This is a genomic window from Kitasatospora sp. NPDC056531, assembly GCF_042794375.1.
In the GTDB taxonomy this organism is placed as follows: domain Bacteria; phylum Actinomycetota; class Actinomycetes; order Streptomycetales; family Streptomycetaceae; genus Kitasatospora.
Map to the genome: position 1 here is coordinate 104,060 of NZ_JBHTTU010000010.1, position 23,789 is coordinate 127,848.

General features: G+C 72.8%; 23 protein-coding genes and 3 tRNA genes. 14 read left to right on the top strand and 12 right to left on the bottom strand.

The annotated features are described in order from the left end of the window. Positions 1 to 117: 117 nt before the first annotated feature. Together ACFQ87_RS12860 and ACFQ87_RS12865 are read right to left on the bottom strand one after the other, a co-directional pair. On the bottom strand, positions 118 to 1,131 hold the full coding sequence (locus ACFQ87_RS12860) for an aldo/keto reductase (protein ID WP_380610715.1): 1,014 nt from the start codon (positions 1,129 to 1,131) through the stop codon (positions 118 to 120). Next, complete coding sequence (locus ACFQ87_RS12865) at positions 1,128 to 1,631, bottom strand: MerR family transcriptional regulator (protein WP_380610716.1); 504 nt, start codon at positions 1,629 to 1,631, stop codon at positions 1,128 to 1,130. The genes ACFQ87_RS12860 and ACFQ87_RS12865 overlap by 4 nt, the downstream gene beginning before the upstream one ends. 146 nt (positions 1,632 to 1,777) lie before the next feature. On the opposite strand from ACFQ87_RS12865, the gene ACFQ87_RS12870 reads away from it, so the two are divergent. Both ACFQ87_RS12870 and ACFQ87_RS12875 read left to right on the top strand, forming a co-directional pair. Continuing rightward, positions 1,778 to 2,611: a serine hydrolase domain-containing protein gene (locus ACFQ87_RS12870; RefSeq protein WP_380610717.1), complete on the top strand. Its 834-nt coding sequence runs from the start codon at positions 1,778 to 1,780 to the stop codon at positions 2,609 to 2,611. A 131-nt stretch (positions 2,612 to 2,742) separates the two neighbouring features. Continuing rightward, entirely contained in the window at positions 2,743 to 4,248 is a 1,506-nt protein-coding gene (locus ACFQ87_RS12875; protein WP_380610719.1) for a PKD domain-containing protein, read from the top strand. A 42-nt stretch (positions 4,249 to 4,290) separates the two neighbouring features. Here the strand turns inward: ACFQ87_RS12875 and ACFQ87_RS12880 are convergent, their stop codons facing one another. After that, positions 4,291 to 5,067, bottom strand: coding sequence for a pirin family protein (locus tag ACFQ87_RS12880; RefSeq protein ID WP_380610721.1), 777 nt, complete (start codon positions 5,065 to 5,067; stop codon positions 4,291 to 4,293). A 336-nt stretch (positions 5,068 to 5,403) separates the two neighbouring features. Between ACFQ87_RS12880 and ACFQ87_RS12885 the strand changes: the two genes are divergently transcribed. The 5 genes from ACFQ87_RS12885 to fabF all read left to right on the top strand — a co-directional run bounded on the left by ACFQ87_RS12885 (position 5,404) and on the right by fabF (position 10,444). Then, on the top strand, positions 5,404 to 6,600 hold the full coding sequence (locus ACFQ87_RS12885; protein WP_380610798.1) for a PucR family transcriptional regulator: 1,197 nt from the start codon (positions 5,404 to 5,406) through the stop codon (positions 6,598 to 6,600). 91 nt (positions 6,601 to 6,691) lie between these two features. Then, positions 6,692 to 7,648: an ACP S-malonyltransferase gene (locus tag ACFQ87_RS12890; protein ID WP_380610722.1), complete on the top strand. Its 957-nt coding sequence runs from the start codon at positions 6,692 to 6,694 to the stop codon at positions 7,646 to 7,648. Then, positions 7,645 to 8,676, top strand: a complete 1,032-nt coding sequence (locus tag ACFQ87_RS12895; RefSeq protein ID WP_380610723.1) for a beta-ketoacyl-ACP synthase III — start codon at positions 7,645 to 7,647, stop codon at positions 8,674 to 8,676. The genes ACFQ87_RS12890 and ACFQ87_RS12895 overlap by 4 nt, the downstream gene beginning before the upstream one ends. Before the next feature lie 80 nt (positions 8,677 to 8,756). Further along, complete coding sequence (locus tag ACFQ87_RS12900) at positions 8,757 to 8,999, top strand: acyl carrier protein (RefSeq protein ID WP_380610724.1); 243 nt, start codon at positions 8,757 to 8,759, stop codon at positions 8,997 to 8,999. A gap of 182 nt (positions 9,000 to 9,181) precedes the next feature. Then, on the top strand, positions 9,182 to 10,444 hold the full coding sequence (fabF, locus tag ACFQ87_RS12905; RefSeq protein WP_380610725.1) for a beta-ketoacyl-ACP synthase II: 1,263 nt from the start codon (positions 9,182 to 9,184) through the stop codon (positions 10,442 to 10,444). Between the two features lie 64 nt (positions 10,445 to 10,508). Here fabF and ACFQ87_RS12910 read toward each other — a convergent pair whose 3' ends face one another. Beyond that, the gene (locus ACFQ87_RS12910; RefSeq protein WP_380610726.1) at positions 10,509 to 11,003 is read right to left on the bottom strand and encodes a DUF3145 domain-containing protein; all 495 of its coding nucleotides are present in this window, start codon (positions 11,001 to 11,003) and stop codon (positions 10,509 to 10,511) included. 352 nt (positions 11,004 to 11,355) lie between these two features. Further along, positions 11,356 to 12,381: an NADP-dependent oxidoreductase gene (locus tag ACFQ87_RS12915; protein ID WP_380610727.1), complete on the bottom strand. Its 1,026-nt coding sequence runs from the start codon at positions 12,379 to 12,381 to the stop codon at positions 11,356 to 11,358. Positions 12,382 to 12,487: 106 nt separating this feature from the next. Here ACFQ87_RS12915 and ACFQ87_RS12920 point away from each other — a divergent pair, with 106 nt between their 5' ends. After that, positions 12,488 to 12,952, top strand: coding sequence for a MarR family winged helix-turn-helix transcriptional regulator (locus ACFQ87_RS12920; RefSeq protein WP_380610728.1), 465 nt, complete (start codon positions 12,488 to 12,490; stop codon positions 12,950 to 12,952). Positions 12,953 to 13,071: 119 nt separating this feature from the next. Then, positions 13,072 to 14,562, top strand: a complete 1,491-nt coding sequence (locus tag ACFQ87_RS12925; protein WP_380610729.1) for an LCP family protein — start codon at positions 13,072 to 13,074, stop codon at positions 14,560 to 14,562. Positions 14,563 to 14,566: 4 nt separating this feature from the next. Here the strand turns inward: ACFQ87_RS12925 and ACFQ87_RS12930 are convergent, their stop codons facing one another. The 5 genes from ACFQ87_RS12930 to ACFQ87_RS12950 form a co-directional block, all read right to left on the bottom strand. Beyond that, a complete protein-coding gene (locus ACFQ87_RS12930; protein ID WP_380610730.1) occupies positions 14,567 to 15,478 on the bottom strand; it encodes a 1-aminocyclopropane-1-carboxylate deaminase/D-cysteine desulfhydrase in 912 nt (303 codons plus the stop codon). 95 nt (positions 15,479 to 15,573) lie between these two features. Next, on the bottom strand, positions 15,574 to 16,239 hold the full coding sequence (locus ACFQ87_RS12935; RefSeq protein WP_380610731.1) for a GPP34 family phosphoprotein: 666 nt from the start codon (positions 16,237 to 16,239) through the stop codon (positions 15,574 to 15,576). Positions 16,240 to 16,280: 41 nt separating this feature from the next. Continuing rightward, a complete protein-coding gene (locus ACFQ87_RS12940; protein WP_380610732.1) occupies positions 16,281 to 16,508 on the bottom strand; it encodes a hypothetical protein in 228 nt (75 codons plus the stop codon). Positions 16,509 to 16,518: 10 nt separating this feature from the next. Then, positions 16,519 to 17,466 (bottom strand): SPFH domain-containing protein, encoded by a 948-nt coding sequence (locus tag ACFQ87_RS12945; protein WP_380610733.1) that lies wholly within the window; start codon positions 17,464 to 17,466, stop codon positions 16,519 to 16,521. Between the two features lie 301 nt (positions 17,467 to 17,767). Beyond that, positions 17,768 to 17,841, bottom strand: a tRNA-Ile gene (locus ACFQ87_RS12950). 191 nt (positions 17,842 to 18,032) lie between these two features. On the opposite strand from ACFQ87_RS12950, the gene ACFQ87_RS12955 reads away from it, so the two are divergent. Together ACFQ87_RS12955 and ACFQ87_RS12960 are read left to right on the top strand one after the other, a co-directional pair. Beyond that, complete coding sequence (locus ACFQ87_RS12955; protein WP_380610735.1) at positions 18,033 to 18,893, top strand: trypsin-like serine peptidase; 861 nt, start codon at positions 18,033 to 18,035, stop codon at positions 18,891 to 18,893. Between the two features lie 120 nt (positions 18,894 to 19,013). Continuing rightward, positions 19,014 to 19,760, top strand: coding sequence for a trypsin-like serine peptidase (locus tag ACFQ87_RS12960; RefSeq protein WP_380610736.1), 747 nt, complete (start codon positions 19,014 to 19,016; stop codon positions 19,758 to 19,760). A gap of 149 nt (positions 19,761 to 19,909) precedes the next feature. Here ACFQ87_RS12960 and ACFQ87_RS12965 read toward each other — a convergent pair. Then, a tRNA-Asn gene (locus tag ACFQ87_RS12965) sits at positions 19,910 to 19,982 on the bottom strand. Between the two features lie 62 nt (positions 19,983 to 20,044). Then, a tRNA-Asn gene (locus ACFQ87_RS12970) sits at positions 20,045 to 20,117 on the bottom strand. Positions 20,118 to 20,347: 230 nt separating this feature from the next. Between ACFQ87_RS12970 and ACFQ87_RS12975 the strand changes: the two genes are divergently transcribed. The 3 genes from ACFQ87_RS12975 to ACFQ87_RS12985 all read left to right on the top strand — a co-directional run bounded on the left by ACFQ87_RS12975 (position 20,348) and on the right by ACFQ87_RS12985 (position 23,758). Then, on the top strand, positions 20,348 to 20,653 hold the full coding sequence (locus ACFQ87_RS12975; protein ID WP_380610737.1) for a hypothetical protein: 306 nt from the start codon (positions 20,348 to 20,350) through the stop codon (positions 20,651 to 20,653). Between the two features lie 125 nt (positions 20,654 to 20,778). Next, positions 20,779 to 22,224: an FGGY family carbohydrate kinase gene (locus tag ACFQ87_RS12980; protein ID WP_380610738.1), complete on the top strand. Its 1,446-nt coding sequence runs from the start codon at positions 20,779 to 20,781 to the stop codon at positions 22,222 to 22,224. Positions 22,225 to 22,354: 130 nt separating this feature from the next. Continuing rightward, a complete protein-coding gene (locus ACFQ87_RS12985) occupies positions 22,355 to 23,758 on the top strand; it encodes a glutamate decarboxylase (protein ID WP_380610739.1) in 1,404 nt (467 codons plus the stop codon). Positions 23,759 to 23,789 lie beyond the last annotated feature (31 nt).

Here is a 23,789-nt window from a genome sequence, read left to right on the forward strand (position 1 = left end):
CTCTCGGTGGTCGGGGGGGAGAAAGGGGGTGGAAGCCAAAGTGTCCGAACAGGAAGTAGGCGGACACGGCCCTTGGGGGTGCCCTCCCCCCCTCCCCCCCCCCCCGCTGCTCCCGCGCTACTCCCGCCCGACGAAGGTGAAGTTCATGTCGGGGTAGCGGCCGCCGGCCACCTGCGCCGACACCGGCTCCAGCAGCGCCAGCTCCTCCGCGGTGAGCCGCAGGGTCGCAGCCGCGGTGTTCTCGGCCAGGCGGCTGCGCTTGCGGGTGCCCGGGATGGGCACCACGGTCAGCCCGTGCACCTCGCCCCGCTGCTGCACCCAGGCCAGCGCGACCTGGGCCATCGTCACCCCGCGGGCCGCCGCGATCTCCCGCAGCGGGGCGAGCAGTTCGCCGTTGGCGACCGCGTTCTCGCCGGTGAACCGCGGCTGGGTGCGCCGGGCGTCGTCCGCCGCGAGCTGCTCGGCGGCCTGGAACGAGCCGGTCAGGAAGCCGCGCCCGAGCGGCGAGTACGACACGAGGGCGACGCCGAGCTCCGCCGCGGCCGGCACCACCGCCCGCTCGATGTCCCGGGCGAACACCGACCACTCCGACTGCAGCGCGGCGATCGGGTGGATCGCGTGCGCCTCGCGCAGCTCGGCCCCGGTCACCTCGGACAGGCCCAGGTGACGCACCTTGCCGGCCGCGACCAGCTCGGCCATCGTGCCGACCGAGTCGGCCAGCGGCACGGCCGGGTCGCGGCGGTGCATGTAGTAGAGGTCGATCTCGTCCACACCGAGGCGGCGCAGTGAAGCGTCCACGGCGGTCCGGATGTACGCCGGGTCGTTGCGGATACCGCGGTGGGCCGGGTCGTCCTCCTTGCGCTCGATGGCGAACTTGGTGGCGAGCACCACCTTGTCCCGGTTGGCCCGGACGAAGGGGGCGATGAACTCCTCGTTGCGGCCGTAGCCGTAGGCGTCGGCGGTGTCGAACAGGGTGACACCGGCCTCCAGCGCGGCGTCCAGGGTGGCGAGCGCCTCGTCGGAGTCGGTCGGGCCGTAGAAGTCGCTCATGCCCATGCAACCGAGGCCCTGGACGCCCACCAGCGGGCCGGCGGTGCCGAGTTCGACGACGGGGAGGACGGGGTGAGTCATGCGCTCTGTTCTTCCTCTACTCGGTAGTACTGGCATTGGACGGGAGCACCGGTGGTGTCGGTGACCTTCCCGGCGTAGAGATCGATCTTGTAGTCGAGGACGGACAGGGTGGCCCGGAGGTCGGCGATCTTCTGCCGGACCTCCTCGCGCTGCGCTTCCAGCAGCTGCCGCCGCTCCCCGTAGGTCTGTTCGCCGCGGCGGGCCATGTCGACGTACTTGAGCATGTCCGCCACCGACATCCCGGTCAGCCGCAGCCGGCCCAGGAAGGCCAGCCGGTGCAGGTCGCCGTCGCAGTAGCGGCGCTGGCCGCCGACCGCGCGGTCGACCGGGTCGAGCAGGCCGATCCGCTCGTACCAGCGCAGGGTGTGGGCGGTCAGTCCGCTGGCCGCGGCGACCTCGCTGATGGTGTGCCGCGGGGTCCGGTCCGGATCGCCGACCGGGCGGTTGAACACCTCGGAGCAGCTGCGCAGCCGGCCCTCGACGAGCGCGGGTGTGGCCATTGATCGTTCCCCCTGTCCTGTGCGACGGCGATGACGCTACCGAGTTGGAGTGCACTCCAAGCAACCCTGCCAGCCGGGTGCCCCCGCCACCCTCCCCCAGCCTCCGGCCGGGCGGTACCCCCACGGCCCGGACTAGAGTCAACCGCATGGAGAGCTTGCGGATGATCGAGAACTGGCCCGTGCCCCACGCCGCCGCGGCGGTGGTCCGGGGCTCGGACGGCGCGGTGCTGGGCGCGCACGGTCCGCAGCAGCACCTCTTCCCGCTGGCCTCGGTGACCAAGCTGCTCACCGCGTACGCGGCGCTGGTCGCGATCGAGGAGGGCGTGTTCGAGCTGGACGACCCGGCCGGCCCGCCCGGTTCGACCGTGCGCCACCTGCTCGCCCACACCTCCGGCCTCGGCTTCGACGAGGACCGGGTCTTCGCCGAGCCCGGCAACCGCCGGCTCTACTCCAACGCCGGTTTCGACGCGCTCTCCCGCGCCCTGTCCGAGGCCGCCGGGATCGAGTTCCACCGCTACGTCGCCGAGGCGGTGTTCGAACCGCTGGGCATGCACGACACCCTGCTCAACACCGCGCACAAGTCCCCGGCCGGCGCCGGCGGCCTGTCCACGGTGGCCGACCTGACCCGCTTCGCCGCCGAGCTGCAGTCGCCCAAGCTGCTGGACCCGTCCACCGTCCGGCAGGCCACCCGCGAGGTCGCCTTCCCCGGTACCAGCGGTGTGCTGCCCGGCTACGGCCACCGCCGCCCGAACGACTGGGGCCTCGGCTTCGAGATCCGCGACGGCAAGAGCCCGCACTGGACCGGCACCGCCAACTCCCCTGAGACCTTCGGCCACTTCGGCCAGTCCGGCACCTTCCTGTGGGTCGACCCGCAGGCCGGCGTGGCCTGCATCGCGCTCACCGACCAGGACTTCGGGCCCTGGGCCGTCGAGGTCTGGCCGCAGCTGTCGGACGCGGTGCTGGCGGAACTGGCCGACTGAAAGGCGCGCTAACGGACCGTTAAGGGCGAACCCTTTGCCCGACGGATACGAACCTTTGGGCCTACAGTCCGGACCAAGGGTTCTTGATCAAGTTCAGAAACTGGGGGGGTCCAGTGCACCGTCACCGTGTCATGATTTCCGCCGCCGTCGTCGCGGCAGCCGTCGGCTTCGTGCCCACCGCCGCGCAGGCGGCCACTCCGTCCGCACCGCCGAGCCCGTACTTCGAGGTGTTCACGGGCGCGACCAACTCCAACGCCCACGGTGTCGGCATGGCAGTCGGCGTCAGCTCCGACAAGACCGAGGGCTGGGTCACGTACGACGTCGACTGGGGCGACGGCACCACCGGCCAGGGCTCCAACGGCATCAAGCAGAACGTGTACCTCGACCACAGGTACGCCAAGGTCGGCTCGTACAAGATCACGATCAAGGCGACCGACGTGTACAACAGGCAGACCGCCGCCACCACCAGGGACGTCACGCTGGACGGCTCCGACTTCACCCCGCAGGCGCCCAGCCGCCTGCTGGACACCCGCGACGGCACCGGCGCCCCGGCCGCCGCCCCCGTCGCCGCGTACGGCACGACCCGGGTGAAGGTCGCCGGCAACGCCGGCATCCCGGCCGGGGTGACCGCCGTGGCCATGAACATCACCGTCACCAACGCCGCGGCGCCCGGGCACGTCATCGCGTACCCCTCCGGCAAGGCGCGGCCGGACACCTCGAACGTCAACTTCGCGGCGGGACAGGACGTGCCGAACCTGGCGGTCGTGCCGGTCGGCGAGGACGGCTACGTCGAGCTGGCCAACCGCAGCTCGGGCCAGGTGGACCTGATCGCCGACGTGTCGGGCTACTTCACCCACTCCGCCGCCAACGGCTACACCGCCACCAAGCAGCCGTCCCGGCTCGTCGACACCCGGACCGGACTGGGCGCGGCCAAGGGCCAGGTCGCCGGCCAGGGCGGCTTCGACGTCCAGATCGCCGGCCAGGGCGGGCTCCCGGCCCAGGGCGTCGCGGCCGTGGCCCTCAACGTCACGGTGACCGACCCGACGACCGCCGGCCACCTGACCCTGTCCCCGAGCGGCCGGCAGGCGCCGACCACGTCCAACCTGAACTTCACCGCCGGGCAGACGGTCGCCAACGCGGTGATCGTGCCGGTCGGACCGGACGGCAGGATCACCGTCCACAACGGCGCCTGGGGCTCGACCGACGTGATCGTGGACATCACCGGTTACTACAGCGCCGACGGCAAGGCCGCCTACCTGCCGGTGGAGCCCACGCGCATGCACGACACGCGGACCTACAACTTCCCGCTCGCCGGCCAGGCCTACTACAACCAGGGCGTGTGGACCTCCGGCCGGGCGCTGGAGGCCCTCGTCCTGAACACCACGGTGACCAACCCGCAGGGCGACGGGCACCTCTCGGTGTCCCCGGACCCGAACTCCTCGGACGACTACATGTCCGGCAAGGCCGTCCGGCCACTGCCGCCGGACTCCTCCGTGCTGAACTTCACCAAGGGCGCCACCGTGTCGAACCTGGTCCAGGCGAGCACCGGCACCACCGGCATCGTCGACTTCTGGAACCGGAGTTGGCAGCCGACCGACCTGATCATCGACCTGCTCGGCGAGTACGACAAGGCCTGACGCCCGGCCGGCGGCCGCCCGCTCCCCCGAGGGGGCGGGCGGTCAGCCGTACGAGACCGGCGAGTGCATCTCCCAGAGCAGGAGTTCGGCGCCGGTCTCGCCCGCCGTCGGGTCGGCGAAGGCCTCGCCGGTGATCCGCACGCTGTCGCCCGGGGCCATCGACCGGCCGCCGCCCTTGGGCCCCGGGATGGTCCGGTAGCCCAGCGAGCCGGCCGTCAGGTGCGCGTACCGCCAGGGCGCCTCGGGCAGCCGCGGCAGCGGCTGCCACGGCCCGGCGACGGCCAGCCAGAGCGCGGCGTCGCTCCGGCGCAGCCGCAGGGCCTGCGTCCCGGCGTCGCGCTCCAGCCCGGAGGCGAGCAGCGTCAACCCGCCGTCCGCCGGTTCCACCTTGCGCAGCCCGTACGCCGGGGCGGCGTCGAACTCGTCCGGCTGCAGCCACATCTGGACGAAACGCGCCGGCCCGGTGGCGCCGCCGACGTTGCGCTCGGTGTGGGTGACGCCGGAGCCCGCGCTCAGGTGCTGGACCATCCCCGGGCGCACCACCCCGCTGTGGCCGTGCGAGTCCCGGTGGGCGAGCGCGCCCTCCAGCACCCAGGTGAGGATCTCGGTGTCCCGGTGTCGGTGCTCCTCGAACCCGGCGCCGGGGGCGAGGAGTTCCTCGTTGCACGCGAGCAGCGCGCCGAAGTGGGTGTTCTTCGGGTCGTAGTGGCCGGAGAAGGAGAACGCGTGTCGGGTCTCGACGCCCTCGGCGGGGGTGGAGCGGTAGCGCTCGGCGGTGCGGCGCAGGTCGGCGCGGGGGCGTTCAGCAGCGTCGGTCACGCGCTCCACCGTAGCCTGCCCGTCGGCTCGTTCCGGGTGCTCCGGACCCGGTGCCGACGTTCTCCCCCAGCCTGGCGGCTGGGAGGTGCCCCCACGCTCCGGCGCTCCTCGCTTTCGGCACCGGCGCGCCCTCCGACTCGCGGTTGTGACTCTTGCCACCGCACCTGAGCGCCGGGGGTTGTGCACGAGCAGTCACTCACGTGAGGCAGTCTTGTCCTTGTGCCAGCCGCTTCTTCGAACTCCCAGAGCGAACCCAGTCCCGCAGCACCCGAACCGACCGGCAAGAGCCCGGCCGCCCGGGCCGGCCGCGACCGCCCCGGCCGGGCGGCGCCCCGCCTGACGGCCCAGGAGCGCAGAAACGCCGCCGAGCGGGCCGAGCGCCGGGCGGCGACGCTCAAGCGACTGGAGAAGTCCTCGGGCAAGCTGGCCAGCGCCGCGATCGCGCGGATGGACGACCAGCTCGGCTGGTACCGGCGGATGCCGCCGGAGCACCGCTCCTGGATCGGCCTGGTCGCCCAGGCCGGTATCGCCGCCTTCACCGAGTGGTACCGCCACCCCGACGCCGCCCAGGCGATCTCTACCGACGTCTTCGGCACCGCCCCCCGCGAGCTGACCCGGGCTATCACCCTGCGCCAGACCGTCGAGCTGATCCGCACCACGATCGAGGTGATGGAGGAGGCCATCGAGGAGGTGGCCGCCCCCGGCGACGAGGCGGACATGCGCGAGTCCGTGCTGGTCTACGCCCGCGAGATCGCCTTCGCCACCGCCCAGGTGTACGCCCAGGCCGCCGAGGCGCGCGGCGCCTGGGACGCCCGGCTGGAGGCGCTGGTGGTCAACTCGCTGCTGTCCGGCGACGCCGACGAGGGCGTGCTCTCCCGCGCCGCGGCGCTCGGCTGGGGCCAGCCCAGCCAGGTCCGGGTGGTGATGGGCAGCGCTCCGGACGGTGACAGCGAGCTGGTGGTCGAGGCGATCCGCCGGGCCGCCCGGTACGCCAAGCTGAACGTGCTGACCGGGGTGCTGGGCAAGCGCCTGGTGGTCGTGGTCGGCGGCGACAAGGAGCCGGTGCACGCCGCCAGAGCGCTGATCGGCCAGTTCGCGCCGGGCCCGGTGGTGATCGGCCCGACCGTGCCGGACCTGCTCTCGGCGACCCGCTCGGCGCACGCCGCCGCGGCCGGCCTGCGCGCCTGCGCCGCCTGGCCGGACGCCCCCCGCCCGGTGCTGGCCGACGACCTGCTGCCCGAGCGGGCGCTGGCCGGGGACCAGGCCGCCCGGCACCAGTTGGTGGAGGAGATCTACACACCGCTGGACGAGGCCGGCTCCGCGCTGCTGGAGACACTGAGTGTCTACCTGGAGCAGGCGTCCTCCCTGGAGGGCGCGGCCCGGATGCTCTTCGTCCACCCCAACACGGTCCGCTACCGGCTACGACGTGTGACTGACGTCACGGGGTACGCCCCCTCCGACGTACGTTCGGCGTTCACTCTGCGGATCGCACTGGCCCTCGGCCGGCTGACCGCAGCCGGGGAGCCCAGCTGAGCCAGGGTGTAGGGACCATACAATCCCGGATGGTTTTCTTCGTTACCGTCGCCTACCCGCCCCTGGGCGCCTGGCGAGAGAGGGTTGAACCGTGCTCGTAATCGTCGCCCCTGGACAGGGTGCCCAGTCCCCCGGTTTCCTCAGCCCCTGGCTGGAGCTCGACGGCGTCGCCGACCGCCTGCGCGGCTGGTCGGAGGTCGCCGGGCTCGACCTGGTGCACGCCGGAACCGAGGCGTCCGCCGAGGAGATCAGGGACACCGCCGTCGCCCAGCCGCTGCTGGTCGCGGCCGGTCTGGTGACCGCCCGTGAGCTGTTCCCGAACGAGGACCTCGTCAAGCTGGTCGGCGCCGTCGCCGGCCACAGCGTCGGCGAGATCACCGCCGCGGCCGCCGCCGGGGTGCTGAGCGCCCAGGACGCGCTGACCTTCGTCAGCGAGCGCGGCCGGGCCATGGCCGAGGCCGCCGCCGTCACCGAGACCGGCATGATCGCCGTGCTCGGCGGCGAACCCGATGTCGTCGCGGCGAAGCTGGCCGAGCACGGCCTGACCGCGGCCAACAACAACGGCGGCGGCCAGATCGTCGCGGCCGGCACGCTGGTCCAGCTGGAGGCCCTGAGGGCGGACCCGCCGGTCGGCGCCAAGCTGGTCGCGTTGAAGGTGGCCGGTGCCTTCCACACCGAGCACATGGCCCCCGGCGTCGAGCGGCTGGCCAAGCTGGCCCCGACCCTGACCGTGGCCGACCCGCAGGTCCGCTACGTCTCCAACAAGGACGGCGAGGTCGTCGACTCCGGCGCCGAGGTCCTCAAGCGCCTGGTGTCGCAGGTCTCCACCCCGGTCCGCTGGGACCTCTGCGTGGAGACCCTCGGCCGGCTGGGCGCGACCGCCGTGATCGAGCTGTCCCCCGCGGGTACCCTCACCGGTCTGCTCAAGCGCAACCTCAAGGGTGTGGCCACGCTCGCCCTGAAGACCCCTGCCGATCTGGACAAGGCCCGCGAGCTCATCGCGGAGCACGGCGGTCAGGACCGGCAGGACCAGGAGGACCAGGCATGACGAAGCCGCAGATCCGTCCGGCCAGCGGCGCGCAGTACTCCCGCATCCACGGTGTCGGCGGCTACCGGCCGGTCCGCGTCATCCCCAACTCCGAGGTGCTGGAGTGGATCGACTCCTCGGACGAGTGGATCCGCACCCGCAGCGGGATCGCCGAGCGTCGCTGGGCCGGCCCGGAGGAGTCCGTCGCCGAGATGTCGGTGCAGGCCGCCGGCAAGGCCATCGCGCAGGCCGGGATCGCCCCCGAGCAGATCGGCGGCGTGATCGTCGCGACCGTCTCGCACCTCAAGCAGACCCCCGCGATCGCCACCGAGATCGCCGAGCGGCTCGGCTGCGGCACCGCCCCGGCCTTCGACATCTCGGCCGCCTGCGCCGGCTTCGGCTACAGCCTGGGCCTGGCCGACGGCATGATCCGCGGCGGCAACGCCGAGTACGTGCTGGTGATCGGCGTCGAGCGGCTCAGCGACCTGACCGACAAGTCCGACCGCTCGACCGCGTTCATCTTCGGCGACGGCGCCGGCGCCGCGATCGTCGGCCCCTCCGACACGCCGGGCATCGGCAAGCTGATCTGGGGCTCGGACGGCTCGCAGGCCGACGTCATCAGCCAGACCCAGGCCTGGGACACCGCCTTCGCCAAGCCCGACGCCGTCAACGGCCAGGGCGAGGAGCAGAAGTGGCCGGCCCTGCGGATGGACGGCCAGCCGGTCTTCCGCTGGGCGGTCTGGGAGATGGCCAAGGTGGCCCAGCAGGCGCTGGACGCCGCCGGGATCACCGCCGACCAGCTCGGCGCCTTCATCCCGCACCAGGCCAACATGCGGATCACCGACGCCATGATCAAGGCGCTCAAGCTGCCGGAGTCGGTGCCGGTCGCCCGCGACATCGCCGAGACCGGCAACACCTCCGCCGCCTCCATCCCGCTGGCGATGGAGCGCATGCTGGAGAGCGGCGAGGCCCACAGTGGGGACCTCGCGCTGATCATCGGGTTCGGGGCGGGTCTCGTGTACGCCGCGGCAGTCGTTACGCTCCCCTAGGCGCGTTTCGCCCCACCCATCCACAAGCCTGTGTTCGGCCGCCGGTCGGACACGTTCAACACCGAAGAGGAGCAGCCAGTATGGCTACCAAGGACGAGGTCCTGGAAGGTCTCGCCGAGATCGTCAACGAGATCGCCGGCATCCCGGGTGAGGACGTCCAGCTGGACAAGTCCTTCACCGACGACCTGGACGTCGACTCGCTCTCCATGGTCGAGGTCGTCGTGGCCGCCGAGGAGCGCTTCGACGTCAAGATCCCGGACGACGAGGTCAAGAACCTGAAGACCGTCGGCGACGCGGTCGACTACATCATCGCCAACGCCTGAGCGATCGACTCGTTCGAGTCATCAGCCTGTCCGGCGTGAGCAACGCCTCGGACGGCTGACCCGTCGGCCCGGCTCCCCGAGTCAGGCCGACCCGCCGGCCGGGACGCCCCACCGGGCGCCCGGCCGGGCCCTTCCCCGGCTCGCCGCCGACCCCCGCACAAAACGTGAAAGAAGAGAAACCAGTGACCGCTGAAAACCGTACCGTGGTCGTCACGGGTATCGGCGCCTTCACGCCGCTGGGCGGCGACGCCGCCACCACCTGGGAGAACCTGGTCGCCGGGCGCTCCGGAGTGGCGGCCCTGACCGAGGAGTGGGCCCAGGACCTGCCGGTCCGGATCGCCGCGCGCACCGCGGTCGAGCCGGGCGAGATCCTGCCCCGCCCGCTGGCCCGCAAGCTGGACCGTTCCGCGCAGTTCGCGCTGATCGCCGCCCGCGAGGCCTGGGCCGACGCCGGCTTCGAGACCCCGGCCACCGACGAGTCCTCCAAGCTCGCCCCCGAGCGCCTGGGCGCGGTCATCGCCTCCGGCATCGGCGGCGTGACCACCCTGCTCGACCAGTACGACGTGCTGCGCGAGAAGGGCGCCCGCAAGGTCTCCCCGCACACCGTCCCGATGCTGATGCCCAACTCCCCGGCGGCCAACGTCGGTCTGGAGGTCGGCGCCCGCGCCGGCGTGCACACCCCGGTCTCCGCCTGTGCCTCCGGCGCCGAGGCGATCGGCTACGCGATCGAGATGATCCGCAGCGGCCGCGCCGACGTCGTGGTGGCCGGCGGCACCGAGGCGGCGATCCACCCGCTGCCGATCGCCGCGTTCGCCAACATGATGGCGATGTCCAAGAACAACGACGACCCCGAGCGCGCCTCGCGTCCGTACGACAAGGGCCGCGACGGCTTCGTGCTCGGCGAGGGCGCCGGCGTGGTCGTGCTGGAGACGCTGGAGCACGCCGAGGCACGCGGTGCCCGGATCTACTGCGAGGCCGTGGGCCAGGGCCTGTCCTCGGACGCCCACCACATCGCCCAGCCCGAGCCGACCGGCGCCGGCGTGGCCCGCGCGCTGGCCGACCTGTTCGAGCGCAACGAGCTGGACAAGGCCGAGATCGTGCACGTCAACGCGCACGCCACCTCGACCCCGCAGGGTGACACCGCCGAGCTGAAGGCGCTGCGCAAGGAACTGGGCGAGGACCTCGACCACATCTACGTCTCGGCCACCAAGTCGATGACCGGTCACCTGCTGGGCGGCGCCGGCGGCATCGAGACCGTCGCCACCGTGCAGGCCCTGTACCACCGGGTCGCCCCGCCGACCATCAACGTCGAGGACCTGGACGACGAGGTGGACGCGAAGATCGTGCGCGAGGCCACCCCGCTGCCCGAGGGCCGGATCGCCGCGCTGAACAACTCGTTCGGCTTCGGCGGCCACAACGTGGTGCTGGCCTTCCGCACCCGCTGACCGCACACGTCAGAAGGGGCCGGCGCTCTCCGCGAGCGCCGGCCCCTTCGTCGTCCCTCCGGGCTCAGACCACCTGGTGCAGCCAGCGCACCGGCGCGCCCTCGCCCGCGTAGCGGAAGGGTTCCAACTCGTCGTCCCAGGGCTTGCCCAGCAACCGGGCGATCTCGGCCTCCAGGTCGGCCCCCTCGCTGCGGGCCCGCAGCAGCACCGCGCGCAGCCGGTCCTCGGGGATCAGGATGTCGCCGTGGATGCCCGTGACGGCGTGGAAGATGCCGAGCGAGGGCGTGCTGCTGTACCGCTCCCCCTCCGCCGCGGCGCAGGGCTCGCTGGTCACCTCGTACCGCATGAGCTGCCAACCGCGCAGCGCCGAGGCGAGCTTCGAAGCCGTACCGGGCTCCCCCTGCCAGGAGAGCTCGGCACGCCAATGCCCGGGTGCGGCCGGCTGGCGGATCCAGTCCAGGCTCACCCGCACACCGAGCACCCCCGCGACGGCCCACTCGACGTGCGGGCACAGCGCGCGGGGCGCGGAGTGGATGTAGAGAACTCCACGTGTCGTCACCGGGACCTCCAGGCTGTGGACGAGGGTCGCCTTCCCCAGCTGCCTCGTGCCTGCAGTTGATCCGCAGTTACCCACGTTAGCCGACATTAAGCTACTAAATTGAGCAAAACGGACAGGCTTTCGCTCAATGCTAGTCGAATCCTCAACGAGGTCTACCCTTCGGCCGGATCTCTCCCCCGAACGGCCCCATCGCCGGGCGGGACCACCGTACCGCGCAGCGCCGCAGGATGGATGACACACTTTCGGATCCGGCCGGAATGCGGTAGTGCGACCGGATCCCCTGCGCCGTGCACGCGAACCGCCCCGCGCGCCCGGTGGGGGCGGCGGGGCGGCCAGTCGTCCTGACGTACGGTCAGCCGCCCAGGCGGACCACCATCTTGCCGGTGTTGACGCCGCGCAGCAGGTCGATGAAGGCCTCGGCGGCGTTCTCGAAGCCGTCCACCACGGTCTCCTCGGTGCGCAGCTCGCCGGACTTCAGCCAGCCGGCCACCTCGGTCACGAACTGCGGCTGCAGGGCGGCGTGGTCGCGCACCAGCATGCCCTCCAGGCGCAGCCGCTTGCCGATCGCCATCGCGAGGTTGCGCGGGGCGGCGGGCGCGGTGGTCTCGTTGTACTGGGCGATCGCGCCGCAGAGCACCGCGCGGCCGTGCACGCCGAGCGCGCCGATGGCGGCCTCCAGGTGGTCGCCGCCGACGTTGTCGAAGTAGAGGTCGATGCCCTCCGGGGCAGCCTTCGCGAGCTGCTCGGCGACCGGGGCGTCCTTGTAGTTGAAGGCGGCGTCGAAGCCGTACTCGTCCACCAGCTTGGCGACCTTCTCCGCGGAGCCGGCCGAACCGACCACCAGCGAGGCGCCCTTGAGCCGGGCGATCTGGCCGACCAGCGAGCCGACCGCACCGGCCGCACCGGAGACGAAGACCTTGTCGCCCTCCTTGAGGGCGCCGACGGCGAGCAGGCCGGCATAGGCGGTCAGGCCGGGCATGCCGAGCACGCCGAGGTAGGCGGAGAGCGGGGCGGCGTCCGGGTCGACCTTCACGGCGTGCTTGGCGTCCAGGGTGGCGTACTCGCGCCAGCCGAGCCCGTGCAGCACCGCGTCGCCCGGGGCGAAGCCCTCGGCCTCGGAGGCGACGACGTAGCCGACCGCACCGCCGTCCATGGCCGCGCCGAGCTGGAACGGAGGCACGTACGACTTCACGTCGTTCATCCGCCCGCGCATGTACGGGTCCACCGAGAGGTGGGTGTTGCGGACCAGGATCTCGCCCGGGCCCGGGGTCCGGACCGGGGCCTCGACCAGGGCGAAGTCGGTGGACACCGGCCAGCCCTGCGGGCGGGCGGCGAGGTGCCATTCACGGGCGGTGGCGGGGACGGCCTGCTCTGCCATGGAGATGCTCCTCGAAGGGGGGTTCGACAGGTGAAAGGTTGAGCAACTGAAGTAACGATGAACATGAAAGGTTCACCTTGTCAACTTTTCAGGTAGACTCTGGGGCATGGACACCCAGCCGACCCAGGTCGCCACGCCGCAGTCCGACGAGATCACCCGCGAGGTCGTCGATCTGATGGCCAACCTGGTCGCGCTCTTCCACCGCGAGTACGAGGAGGCCGCAGCCGCCCGCTCGCTCACCGGCGCCCAGGCCAAGGTGCTCGCCCTGCTGAGGCGCGGCCCCCTGCCGATGCGGCAGATCGCCCAGACGCTCAGCTGCGAGCCGTCCAACATCACCGGCATCGTCGACCGGCTGGAGGCCCGCGGCTTCGTCACCCGGGAGGCCGACCGGCAGGACCGCCGGGTCAAGCTGGTCGCCGCCACCGACACCGGCACGGCCGCCTCCGAGGAGCTGCGCGAGTCGCTCAACTTCGCCCGCGAGCCGCTCGCCGCGCTCGGTCAGGAGGAACGCACGGTGCTTCGCGACCTGCTCCGCCGGATGCTCACCGGCGCCTCCGGCCCCGGAGCGTGACCAGCATCACAGCCTCGCGGATCCATTCCCCCACCCCCCGGGGGTAACCGAACGGCCTCCCGGAACGTCTAACGTTCGAACGTCGAACGCGAGATACCTGAAGACGGGGGGCACGGAGGATGAGCAGCAGCACGCGCCGGCGCCGCTACCTGCGGACCGCCATCGGCCTGGCCGCCGTTCTGGTGCTGTCGGTCGTGGGAGCCGGAGCCTGGTTCTACCACAGGCTGGACAGCAACATCACCACCTTCGACGCGGGCGGCGTCGCCACCGAGCGCCCGCCCGCCCCCGTCCCGGCCTCCCCCGGCGCCCAGGTGCCGGTCAACGTGCTGCTGCTGGGCTCGGACACCCGGGACGACGGCAACAGCGCGCTGGGCGGCGGCGAGGAGGGCGTCGGCAACTCGGACACCGCGATCCTGGTGCACGTCTACGCCGACCACAAGCACGCCGTCGGCGTCTCGATCCCCCGCGACACCCTGGTCACCATCCCGTCCTGCAAGCTGGCGGACGGCACCTGGAGCAAGCCGCGGAACGACCAGATGTTCAACTCGGCGTTCAGCGTCGGCCTGCTCCCCAAGGGCAACCCGGCCTGCACCCAGAACACCGTGGAGGCGCTCACCGGGCTGCGGATCGACCACACCGTCGTGGTCGACTTCAAGGGCGCCGCCGCGATGGCCGACGCCCTCGGCGGCGTGGAGGCCTGCGTGCCCAACGACGTCGACGAGTACGGCATCCACCTCAAGAAGGGGCTGCAGAAGCTCTCCGGGCAGTCCGCGGTGGACTACCTGCGGGCCCGCCACGGCATCGGCGACAACTCCGACATAGGCCGGATGAAGCGCCAACAGGCCTTCCTCTCCTCGATGATCAAGAAGGTGCAGGGCCAGGGCTTCTCGCTGCCCACCCTGCTCCCGCTGGCGGACGCGGCCACCAAGTCGCTCACCGTGGACGAGGGGCTCGGCACCGCGATGAAGCTGGTGGACTTCGCCCGCTCGGTGGAGGACATCAAGCTCTCCGACGTCACCTTCGTGACCGCCCCCTGGCGCTTCGCCGGGGAGCGGGTGCGGCTGATCCAACCGGACGCCGACACCCTGTGGAAGCTGCTGCGGGAGGACCGCACCCTGGACGGGCAGGTCACCGCCGGCACCGGCGCGGCCGCCTCCCCCACCCCGACCGCGAGCCCCACCGCCGCCGCGCCGCTCACCCCCGAGCAGGCCGCGGCTCCGATCACCGTGGTCAACGGGGTCGGCAGCGCCGGGCTGGCCGGCTCCGGCGCGCAGACGCTCAAGGCACGCGGCTTCCAGAACGTCGTGCTCGGCCCCAACAACCCCGGCAAGCAACAGACCGAGATCGGTTACGACCCGGCACAGAAGGCCGTCGCCGACCAGGTCGCGGCGCTCTTCCCCGGGGCCCGTACGGTCGAGGAGCCGGGCGCGGACTCCGTCACCGTCACCCTCGGCGCCGACTACCAGCCGGCCGGCGCCACCCAGCTGAACTCGGCGTCCTCGCCCTCGGCGGCGCCCACCACCGCGCCCAGCGGCATCCCGACCGGCATAGCCGAGAACACCCGTGGCGCCGACACCGACCCGTGCGCCGACCTGACCTTCGGGTCCTGAGCCACTACTCCGGGTCCGGCAGGCCGGTGACCACGGCGGTCAGGCGGGTGCCGCGCGGGAAGGCGCCCGCCCCGGCCAGGTCGGCCAGCGCGGCGAGCAGCTTGGCGACGTAGCGGCGCTCCACCGCAATGCCGTGGCGGCGCTCGAACTCCTCGGCGAAGAGGGCCAGTTCGGGCCGGACCTTGCCGTACCCGCCGCCGTGGTGGGCGTGGTCGATCCGCCAGTTGTCGAACTCGCGTCCGTACCCGGCCCGGTGCAGCCGGGCGACCTCCGCCTCCAGGTAGCCCTCGCCGCCGCGCAGCACGGCCACGCCGAGCGCCCGCGCGCCCGGCGGCAGGCCCGCCGCGATGCCGGCCAGGGTGCCGCCGGTGCCGACCGGGCAGCAGACCACGTCCCGTTCGCCCAGGTCGGGCAGTTCGGCCGGGATCGCGGCCGCACCGGTCGCGGCCAGCGCGTTGGAACCGCCCTCCGGGAGCACCAGGCAGGGGCCCCAGCGGCGCTGCAGGGCCTGCGGACCGTACTCCCCCGCGACCCGGCCGGTGGCCTCCCGGTAGGCGGCCCGGGTGAGGAACTCCAGCCGCATCCCGGACTGTTCGGCGGCCCGCAGCGACCAGTTGCGCGGCCGGTCGGCCAGCTCCTCGCCGCGCACCAGCCCGACGCTCTCCAGCCCGAGCGCCGCGGCGGCGGCCGCGACCGCCCGCAGGTGGGTCGAGTAGGCCCCGCCGAAGGTCAGCAGCCGGGCGTGGCCCCGCTCGACGGCGGCGGCCAGGTTGGGCGCCAGCTTGCGCCACTTGTTGCCGGGGACGGTCGGGTGCAGCAGGTCGTCCCGCTTGAGCCGCAGCTCCACCCCGGCCCGGGCGAAGGCCTCGTCGGTGCAGTCCACCAGCGGGGTCGGCAGCAGGGCGGGTTCGAGCACCCGGCCAGCTTACGGGTCGCCGACAGCACGGAGCCCGGCCACCTGTTCGATGGCCGGGCTCCCGGACGGGCCGGCTCTCCCCCGTGGGCGGCCCGTCAGCCCGTGGCCGCGCTCGCCGCCGCGTGGCTCGCCATGCGCCAGGCCAGCGCCGTCCGGAGCGCCTTCGGGACCGGTCCGGCCGCCGGGGCCAGCTTGGCGATCCGGCCCCGGTACTCCCAGGTGTGCCGGGGGCTCAGCGCCGAGCGCAGCCGTCCGGCGGCGACCAGGGCCGTCAGCGCCGCGTCGGCCGGGTCCACCCGGCTGAGCGGGCCCTTCAGCGCGGCGGCGACGGAGACCGCCAGTGCCTCGCGCACCCCGGGGTCCTTCAGGGTGACCCGGGTGACCGGGATCAGCCCGGCCGCCTTGTGCCGGCGCAGGTCGATCCAGCCGGCCTCCGCCAGGCCCTCCCGGACGCACCGGACCGGCTGGTCACGCCCGGCGCTCCTGGCGTGGCCGACCCACCAGCTCCAGCCGTGCGGCCGCTCCTCCCGGATCTGGTCCAGCAGCCGGGCGCTGTAGGGGTCCAGGCCCGCCGCGGCGGCGGCGCGGACCCGGGCGACGGGCGTCCGGCCGTCCTCGCGCACCAGTCCCCGGCGCAGCAGTTCGGTCAGCGACGCGGCCTGCAGCAGCAGGTTGAGCGTGGAGTGCCGGGTGGTCCGCTCGCGCCGCGGGTCGTGGGCGAGCAGGTAGAGCTTCTCGGGCAGATTGACGGGCAGGTCCATCTCGGTCTCTCCGAAAGATGAGCGGCGCCCGGCCGCTGCGGTCAGTCCTCCTCGGAACCGCCGCTCTCCGGGCTCTCCTTGGGCGGTCGGCCGCGCCGGGGAAGCCGGGCCGCACCGCTGGGCATCCGGCCGGCCTCGGTGAGGGCACGGCGGAGCACGAACTCGATCTGTGCGTTGGTGCTGCGCAGTTCGTCCGCAGCCCACCTGGCCAGCGCGTCGTGAACTGAAGGGTCCAGTCGCAACAGGAGCTTCTTCCGTTCCGTCGCCAACGCCGCGCCCTTACTGGTAGAGGGAGCCCGTGTTCACGACGGGCTGGGTGCCCCGGTCGCCGCAGAGCACCACCAGGAGGTTGCTCACCATGGCAGCCTTGCGCTCCTCGTCCAACTCCACCACGTCGCGCTCGGCGAGCCGGTCCAGCGCCTCCTCGACCATACCGACGGCGCCCTCGACGATCAGCCGCCGGGCGGCCACCACGGCCCCGGCCTGCTGGCGCTGGAGCATCACCTGGGCGACCTCGGGCGCGTAGGCGAGCCGGGTGATCCGGGACTCGATGACCCGCACACCGGCCGAGGCGACCCGGGCGGCGATCTCGGCGGACAGCTTGCGGGCGACCTCGTCCGCGCCGTCGCGCAGCGACAACTGCCCCTCGTGGTGGGCGTCGTACGGGTAGCTGGTGGCGATGTGCCGGACGGCCGTCTCGGTCTGGATGGAGACGAAGTCGGTGTAGTCGTCCACCTCGAACACGGCCATCGCGGTGTCCTCGACGTGCCAGACCACCACCGCGGCGATCTCGATCGGGTTGCCGTCCGCGTCGTTGACCTTGGTGGTCTCGGTCTCGTGGTTGCGGATCCGCAGGGAGATGTGCCGACGGCTGGTGAACGGGTTCACCCAGCTCAGCCCCTCGGCCCGGATGGTGCCCCGGTAGTTGCCGAGCAGCTGGACCACCCGGGCCGAGCCGGGCGAGACCACCGTCAGCCCGCACAGCAGCAGCAGCGAGGCCAGCACCAGCACGGGCCCGGCGACCACCAGGGCGATGCCCGGGCCCTTGTTCCCGCCGGACACCTGGAACCCTCCGGTGATGACGGCGGCGAACCCGGCGACCAGGCCGAGCAGGGCGCCGCCGAGCACCGGCAGCCCGGCGGCCCCGGTGATGACCCGTTCGGTGACCCTCGGGGCCGGAAGGTCGACGGCGGGGCCGTCCTCGACGGCGAAACGCGGTGTGGTCATGGGACCGACTCCCCCTGTGCGATGTCCGCTGCGCGGGTGCCCGCTTCAGCTGTCAAAGTGATATCACTTTTTTCGCACAGCACGCCAGGGCCGGTACGAAAGCCGTACAAGAGTGGCCACTGGGGCAGTGGAGGACCGTCGGGGGCTCCGGGACCGATGCCCACGGGCGGGTGAATTCCGGCGCGCCGCCGACCGGAAGAGGGGGCCGCGCTCTAGACTCTCCGTCATCACGGGCGGCGAAGCTCCAGCTCAGGAGCCCGCCCGTGGACAGTCGTACGACACTCGTCACACGTCGCAGAGGTGGGGCGGGTGGGACTCGAACCCACGACCAAGGGATTATGAGTCCCCTGCTCTAACCGGCTGAGCTACCGCCCCGGTTCGCCGCGCGTGCCGGTCGTCGGCCACGGCAGCAGCAGACGGCCCCGCGAGGCCGTCCCGGGCAGCATAGCCGGTCGATCACCCGTGGTGCGCGCCGGGGGGCGTACCTGGGTGCGCGACGCGACGCGCCCCTGTGGGCGGCGCAGCCCGGCTGGCGCCGGGGGCCCGGTCCAGGGCAGCCTGGGCTGATGACGATGCGTGGGACGGGAGCCGCGGCCGGGGCCCTGCTGCTGGTGCTCGCGGCGGCGGGCTGCACCACCGCGTCGCGGCCGGGCGGGGTCGCCCCGACCGTCACCTCGGCGCCGCCCTCCGCCCCGGCCTCCGGCTCCGCGGACGCCCACGGCTGGAGCAGGCAGCGACTCAAGGGCGCGATAGGCAAGCACACCGGGGTCACCCACACCGCCAAGCCCACCGTGCTCAACGGCCTGGTCGGGGCGGTGTTCACCCGCAACGCGGACGGCGACCACTTCTGCACCGCCAGCGTGGTGGACAGCGCCGGGCTCAACCTCATCGTCACCGCCGCCCACTGCGTCTGGGACCCGAAGCTCGGCCAGCGCAGCGACCTGGTCTTCGTCCCCGGCTACCGCAGCGGCGACACCCCCAGCGGCGTCTGGCCGCTGCTGGCGGTCACCGTGGACGACGGCTGGAAGAACGGCGCCGACCCGGACATGGACGTCGCCTTCGCGGTCGTCCAGGCCCAGAACGGGCAGCAGGTGCAGCAGGTGCTCGGCGCCAACAAGCTGGGCGTCAACCGCGGCTACCAGCTCCCGGTGCGGGTCACCGGCTACCCGGGCAGCAGCGACGTCCCGATCACCTGCTCCAACACCACCACCGAGCAGAGCCCCACCCAGCTGCGGATCGACTGCCCCGACTACACCGGCGGCACCAGCGGCAGCCCCTGGGTGACCGACTTCGACCCGAACACCAGGACCGGCACCGTGGTCGGCGTGATCGGCGGCTACCAGGAGGGCGGCGACAGCCCGGACACCTCGTACAGCAGCTACTTCGGCGACCGGGTCCAGGCCCTCTACGACCGGGCCACCGGTTGAACCGGAGCCGGATCGAACACCCGGCAGTGGCGCCCGCGGGCACGGCCTGATAGATCTTCCTCACGAACGGCGGAACGCACGGCCCGGGTGCCCGCCCCGAGGAACGAGACGGAGCCCCGGATGGCGCCCCGCCCGGTACCGCCCCCGCGTACGGCCAAGGCGACCACGCTGGCGGCCCTGCTGCTGGCCGCCGGCACCGCGTGCGGCGGGCCGGACAAGCCGCCGAACGCGGAGGTCGCCCAGCCGAGCCCGGCCCGCGACCGGATCGGCACCCTGTCCGTCCACACCGCGCAGGGCCCCCGGGCGTGCACCGCGAGCGTGGTGCACAGCCCCGGGCGCAATCTGCTGGTCACCGCGGCGCACTGCGTGCAGAACCAGCGGGTCGGCCTGCTCGACGGGCTGGTGTTCACCCCCGGCTACCGCAACGGGTACACGCCGTACGGGACTTGGCCGGTGCAGTCGATCACCGTCGACCCGCGCTGGGCGCAGGACGACGACCCGGACTACGACGTGGCCTTCATCACCGTCCGCCCGACCGGTGGCCGGCAGATCGAGGACGCGGTCGGCGGCAACCCGCTCGGGACGGGCCAGGGCGTCGGGCTGGCGGTCTCGGTGACCGGCTACCCGAACGAGAGCGACGAGCCGATCACCTGCTCGGTGAAGACCCGCTCGCAGAGTTCCACCCAGGAGCGCTTCGACTGCGGCGGCTACACCGACGGCACCAGCGGCAGCCCGTGGGTGACCGAGAGCGGCACGGTGGTCGGCGTGATCGGCGGCTACCAGGAGGGCGGCGACAGCCCGGGCACCTCGTACAGCGTCGCCTTCGACCAGCGGGTCGCCGACCTCTACCGGAAGGCGACCACCTGAGCCGGGCGCCCCTGGTCGGCTGGCCGGGCGCCCCGGCCGGGACGACAGCGGCCGGGGTGACGGACGCAACAGGGCCGCGACAACACGAAGGCCCCCCGGTCGTCCGAGGGGCCTTCGCTCTGAGCAGTCACCGGGCGGACCCGGTGCAGCTCCCGCAATTGGACTCGAACCAATAACCTGCCGATTAACAGTCGGCTGCTCTGCCAATTGAGCTATGCGGGATCGCGATACTCAACTTCCGTACCACGTACAGGAAGCGGACTCCTGAAGAGTCTTCTCCTGAGCTCCCCCAATTGGACTCGAACCAATAACCTGCCGATTAACAGTCGGCTGCTCTGCCAATTGAGCTATGGGGGATCGGCTTCCGCTTCGGCTCCCGTTTCCCGGGCTCCTCGGCGCTCGCTGCGGGACATACATTAGCGCACTCGGGGGGGTGGTCCGCCAATCGCTTTCCCCGGCCGCCCCGGACCGCCGTCCCGGCGCGCCCCGCGCGCGCCCGCGACGGCCCCCGGGGATGCTGGGGACGCGGACGGTTCGCCGTCCCGACCAACGGGTAGGGCAATGCGGCAGAAGGCCGCCAGGAGAGGGTGGATCCGATCATGTGGAAGCTGTCGTTGGCCGTGGGTTTCGCGGCCGGCTACGTCCTGGGCTCGCGGGCCGGGCGCCAGCGCTACGAACAGATCGCCAAGGTCACCCGGCAGATCACCCAGAGCCCCGCGGTGCAGGGGGCGACGGACCGGGCGCGGCACCGGGCCGGCGCGGTCGCCGGGAAGGCGGCCGGCGCGGTCGCGCACCGGGTCGGGGACCGACTGCCGACCGCGGTCACCGACCGGGTGCCGTACTTCAACCGCCCCCCGGCCGAGGACGACAGCTGGGGCACCTTCCGCCCGTGACCGGGCGGTGATGCCGGGGCCCGCGGCCGGGCCCCGGCAAAGGAACGCCCAACCGGGCGTTCCGAACCGGCAACGGCTCACCCGGCCCGGACGCGTCCCGGGCCGGGCTGAGGCATGATCTCGACATGGCCATCGTCGCGGGGATAGACAGCTCGACCAACCGCACCCGGATCGTCGCGTGCGACACCGACACCGGCGCCGTGCTGCGCTCCGGGAAGGCCCCCCATCCCGTCCCCGAGGACCAGGACCTCCGCGCGGGCGAGGCCGACCCGCAGATGTGGCTGCACTCGCTCGGCGACGCCGCGACCGGCGGCCTGCTGGAGGGCGTCCGGGCGATCGGCGTCAGCGCGCAGCAGCACGGCATGATCGGCCTGGACGCGGGCGGGGTGCTGGTCCGGCCCGCGATCCTGTGGCACGACCCGCGCGCCAGCGGCGCCGCCGCCAAGCTGCTGGACGCCCTCGGCGGCCCGGCCGCCTGGACCTCCGCGATCGGCGCGGTGCCCGCCCCCACCTACACCATCGCCAAGCTGCGCTGGCTGGCCGAGTTCGAGCCGGTCAACGCCCGCCGGGTCGCCGAGGTGCTGTTGCCGCACGACTGGCTGGTCTCGCAGCTACTCGGCCACCCCAAGCGCCGCACCACCGACCGGGGCGACGCCTCCGGCACCGGCTACTGGTCCCCGATCACCGGCGGGTACCGGCAGGACCTGGTCGAGCTGGCGCTCGGCCACGAGCTCAAGCTGCCCGAGGTGCTCGGCCCCGCCGAACCCGCCGGGCACACCCCCGAGGGCCTGCTGATCTCGGCCGGCACCGGCGACAACATGGCCGCCGCGCTGGGCCTGGGCCTCGGCCCGGGCGACGCGGTGGTCTCGCTCGGCAGCGCCGGGACGATCTTCGCGGTGCACGAGAAGGCCGTGGTGGACGCCTCCGGCCTGGTCTCCTCCTTCGCCGACGCGAGCGGGCACCACATGCCGATGGTCGCCACCCTGAACGCCGCCCAGGTGCTGCGCTCCACCGCCGCCATGCTCGGCCTGGACCCGGACGGGCTGAGCGACCTCGCCCTGCGCTCCTCCCCCGGCGCCTACGGCCTGGTGCTGCTGCCGTACCTGGACGGCGAGCGCACCCCCGCGCTGCCGCACGCGGCCGGCACCCTGACCGGCCTGCGGGCCGAGGCGATGGCCCCTCAGCACCTGGCCCGGGCCGCCGTCGAGGGCATGCTCTGCAACATCGCCGACGCGCTGGACGTACTGCGCGCCCAGGGCGTGGGGATCAAGCGGGTCTTCCTGCTCGGCACGGCCGGGCGGCTGCCCGCCGTCCGGCACATCGCCCCGATGCTGTTCGGCGTCCCGGTCGTGGTGCCGCCGCCGGGCGCGCACGCCGCCCGCGGCGCCGCCCGGCAGGCCGCCTGGGCGCTGGCGGGCACCCCGGAGCCGCCGCAGTGGGAGCTGCCGGACGCCGAGACGGTCGAGCCGCAGGGCGAGCAGGACCTCGCGATCGGCTCGGCGGTGCGCCAGCAGTACCGGGCCGCCCGCGACCAGATTCACCCGGAGACCGCCTCGGGCCCGTCGGCCTGAGACCGCCCGGGAGGCCTCAAACCGCCGGAGGCGGCGTTGGCTGGAGTCCGTCGCTGAAGATGCGTCACCAGACGGCCGGTGGCAGCGTGGGTCGGGACACGGCCACCGACGTGAAGGGCGGCAGCATCCCATGGCCTTGCACAAGGGGACCGGCGACGGCCGCCGACTGAGCGTCAGTCCGTTCCTGGGCATCACCGACCCGCTGGGCTCGATGGAGCTCGCCCCGCCCGTGCACCGGCTCGGCGACGGCCCGGTCTCGGCCGACACCGCGTACCAGCTGATCCACGACGAGCTGATGCTGGACGGCAGCGCCAAGCTCAACCTGGCGACCTTCGTCACCACCTCGATGGAGGTGCAGGCCACCCGGCTGATGACCGAGTGCCTGGACAAGAACATGATCGACAAGGACGAGTACCCGCAGACCGCCGAACTGGAGCGGCGCTGCGTGGCCATCCTCGCCGACCTCTGGCACGCCCCCGATCCGGACTCCGCCGTCGGCTGCTCCACCACCGGCTCCAGCGAGGCCTGCATGCTCGCCGGGATGGCGCTCAAGCGCCGCTGGATGCGCCGCAACGCCGAGCGCTACGCGGTCGGCGCCCGGCCCAACCTGGTGATGGGCGTCAACGTCCAGGTGTGCTGGGAGAAGTTCTGCACCTTCTGGGAGATCGAGGCCCGCACCGCGCCGATGGAGGGCGAGCGCTTCCACCTCGGCGCCGAGCAGGCGGTCGCGCTGTGCGACGAGAACACCATCGGCGTCGTCGGCGTCCTCGGCTCCACCTTCGACGGGTCGTACGAGCCGATCGCGGAGATCTGCGCGGCCCTGGACGCGCTCCAGGAGCGCACCGGCCTGGACATCCCGGTGCACGTGGACGGCGCCTCCGGCGGCATGGTGGCGCCCTTCCTCGACCCGGATCTGGTCTGGGACTTCCGGCTGCCCCGGGTGGCCTCGATCAACACCTCCGGGCACAAGTACGGCCTGGTCTACCCGGGTGTCGGCTGGGCGCTGTGGCGGGACCAGGAGTCGCTGCCGGAGGAGCTGGTCTTCCGGGTCAACTACCTGGGCGGCGAGATGCCGACCTTCGCACTCAACTTCTCCCGGCCCGGCGCGCAGGTAGCGGCGCAGTACTTCATCCTCCTCCGGCTCGGCCGGGAGGGCTTCAAGGCCGTCCAGGGCGCCTGCCGGGAGGTCGCCACCTACCTGGCCGGGGAGATCGGGAAGCTGGGCTGCTTCCGGCTGCTGACCCACGGCGACCAGGTACCGGTGTTCGCCTTCACCACCACCGAGGACGTGCCCTTCGACGTCTTCGACGTCTCGCGGCGGCTGCGCGAGCGCGGCTGGCAGGTGCCCGCGTACACCTTCCCGGCGGACCGGGAGGACCTCTCGGTGCTCCGGGTGGTCTGCCGCAACGGCTTCTCCCTGGACCTCGCCGACCTGCTGCTGGCCGACCTCAACCGGCTGCTGCCGGAACTGCGGCGCCAGCCCGGCCCGCTCAGGGAACTCGGGATGCCGGTCAGCGAGAGCTTCCACCACTAGGGCCTGTCCGGAGGAGCCGGCGGGAGGGTGC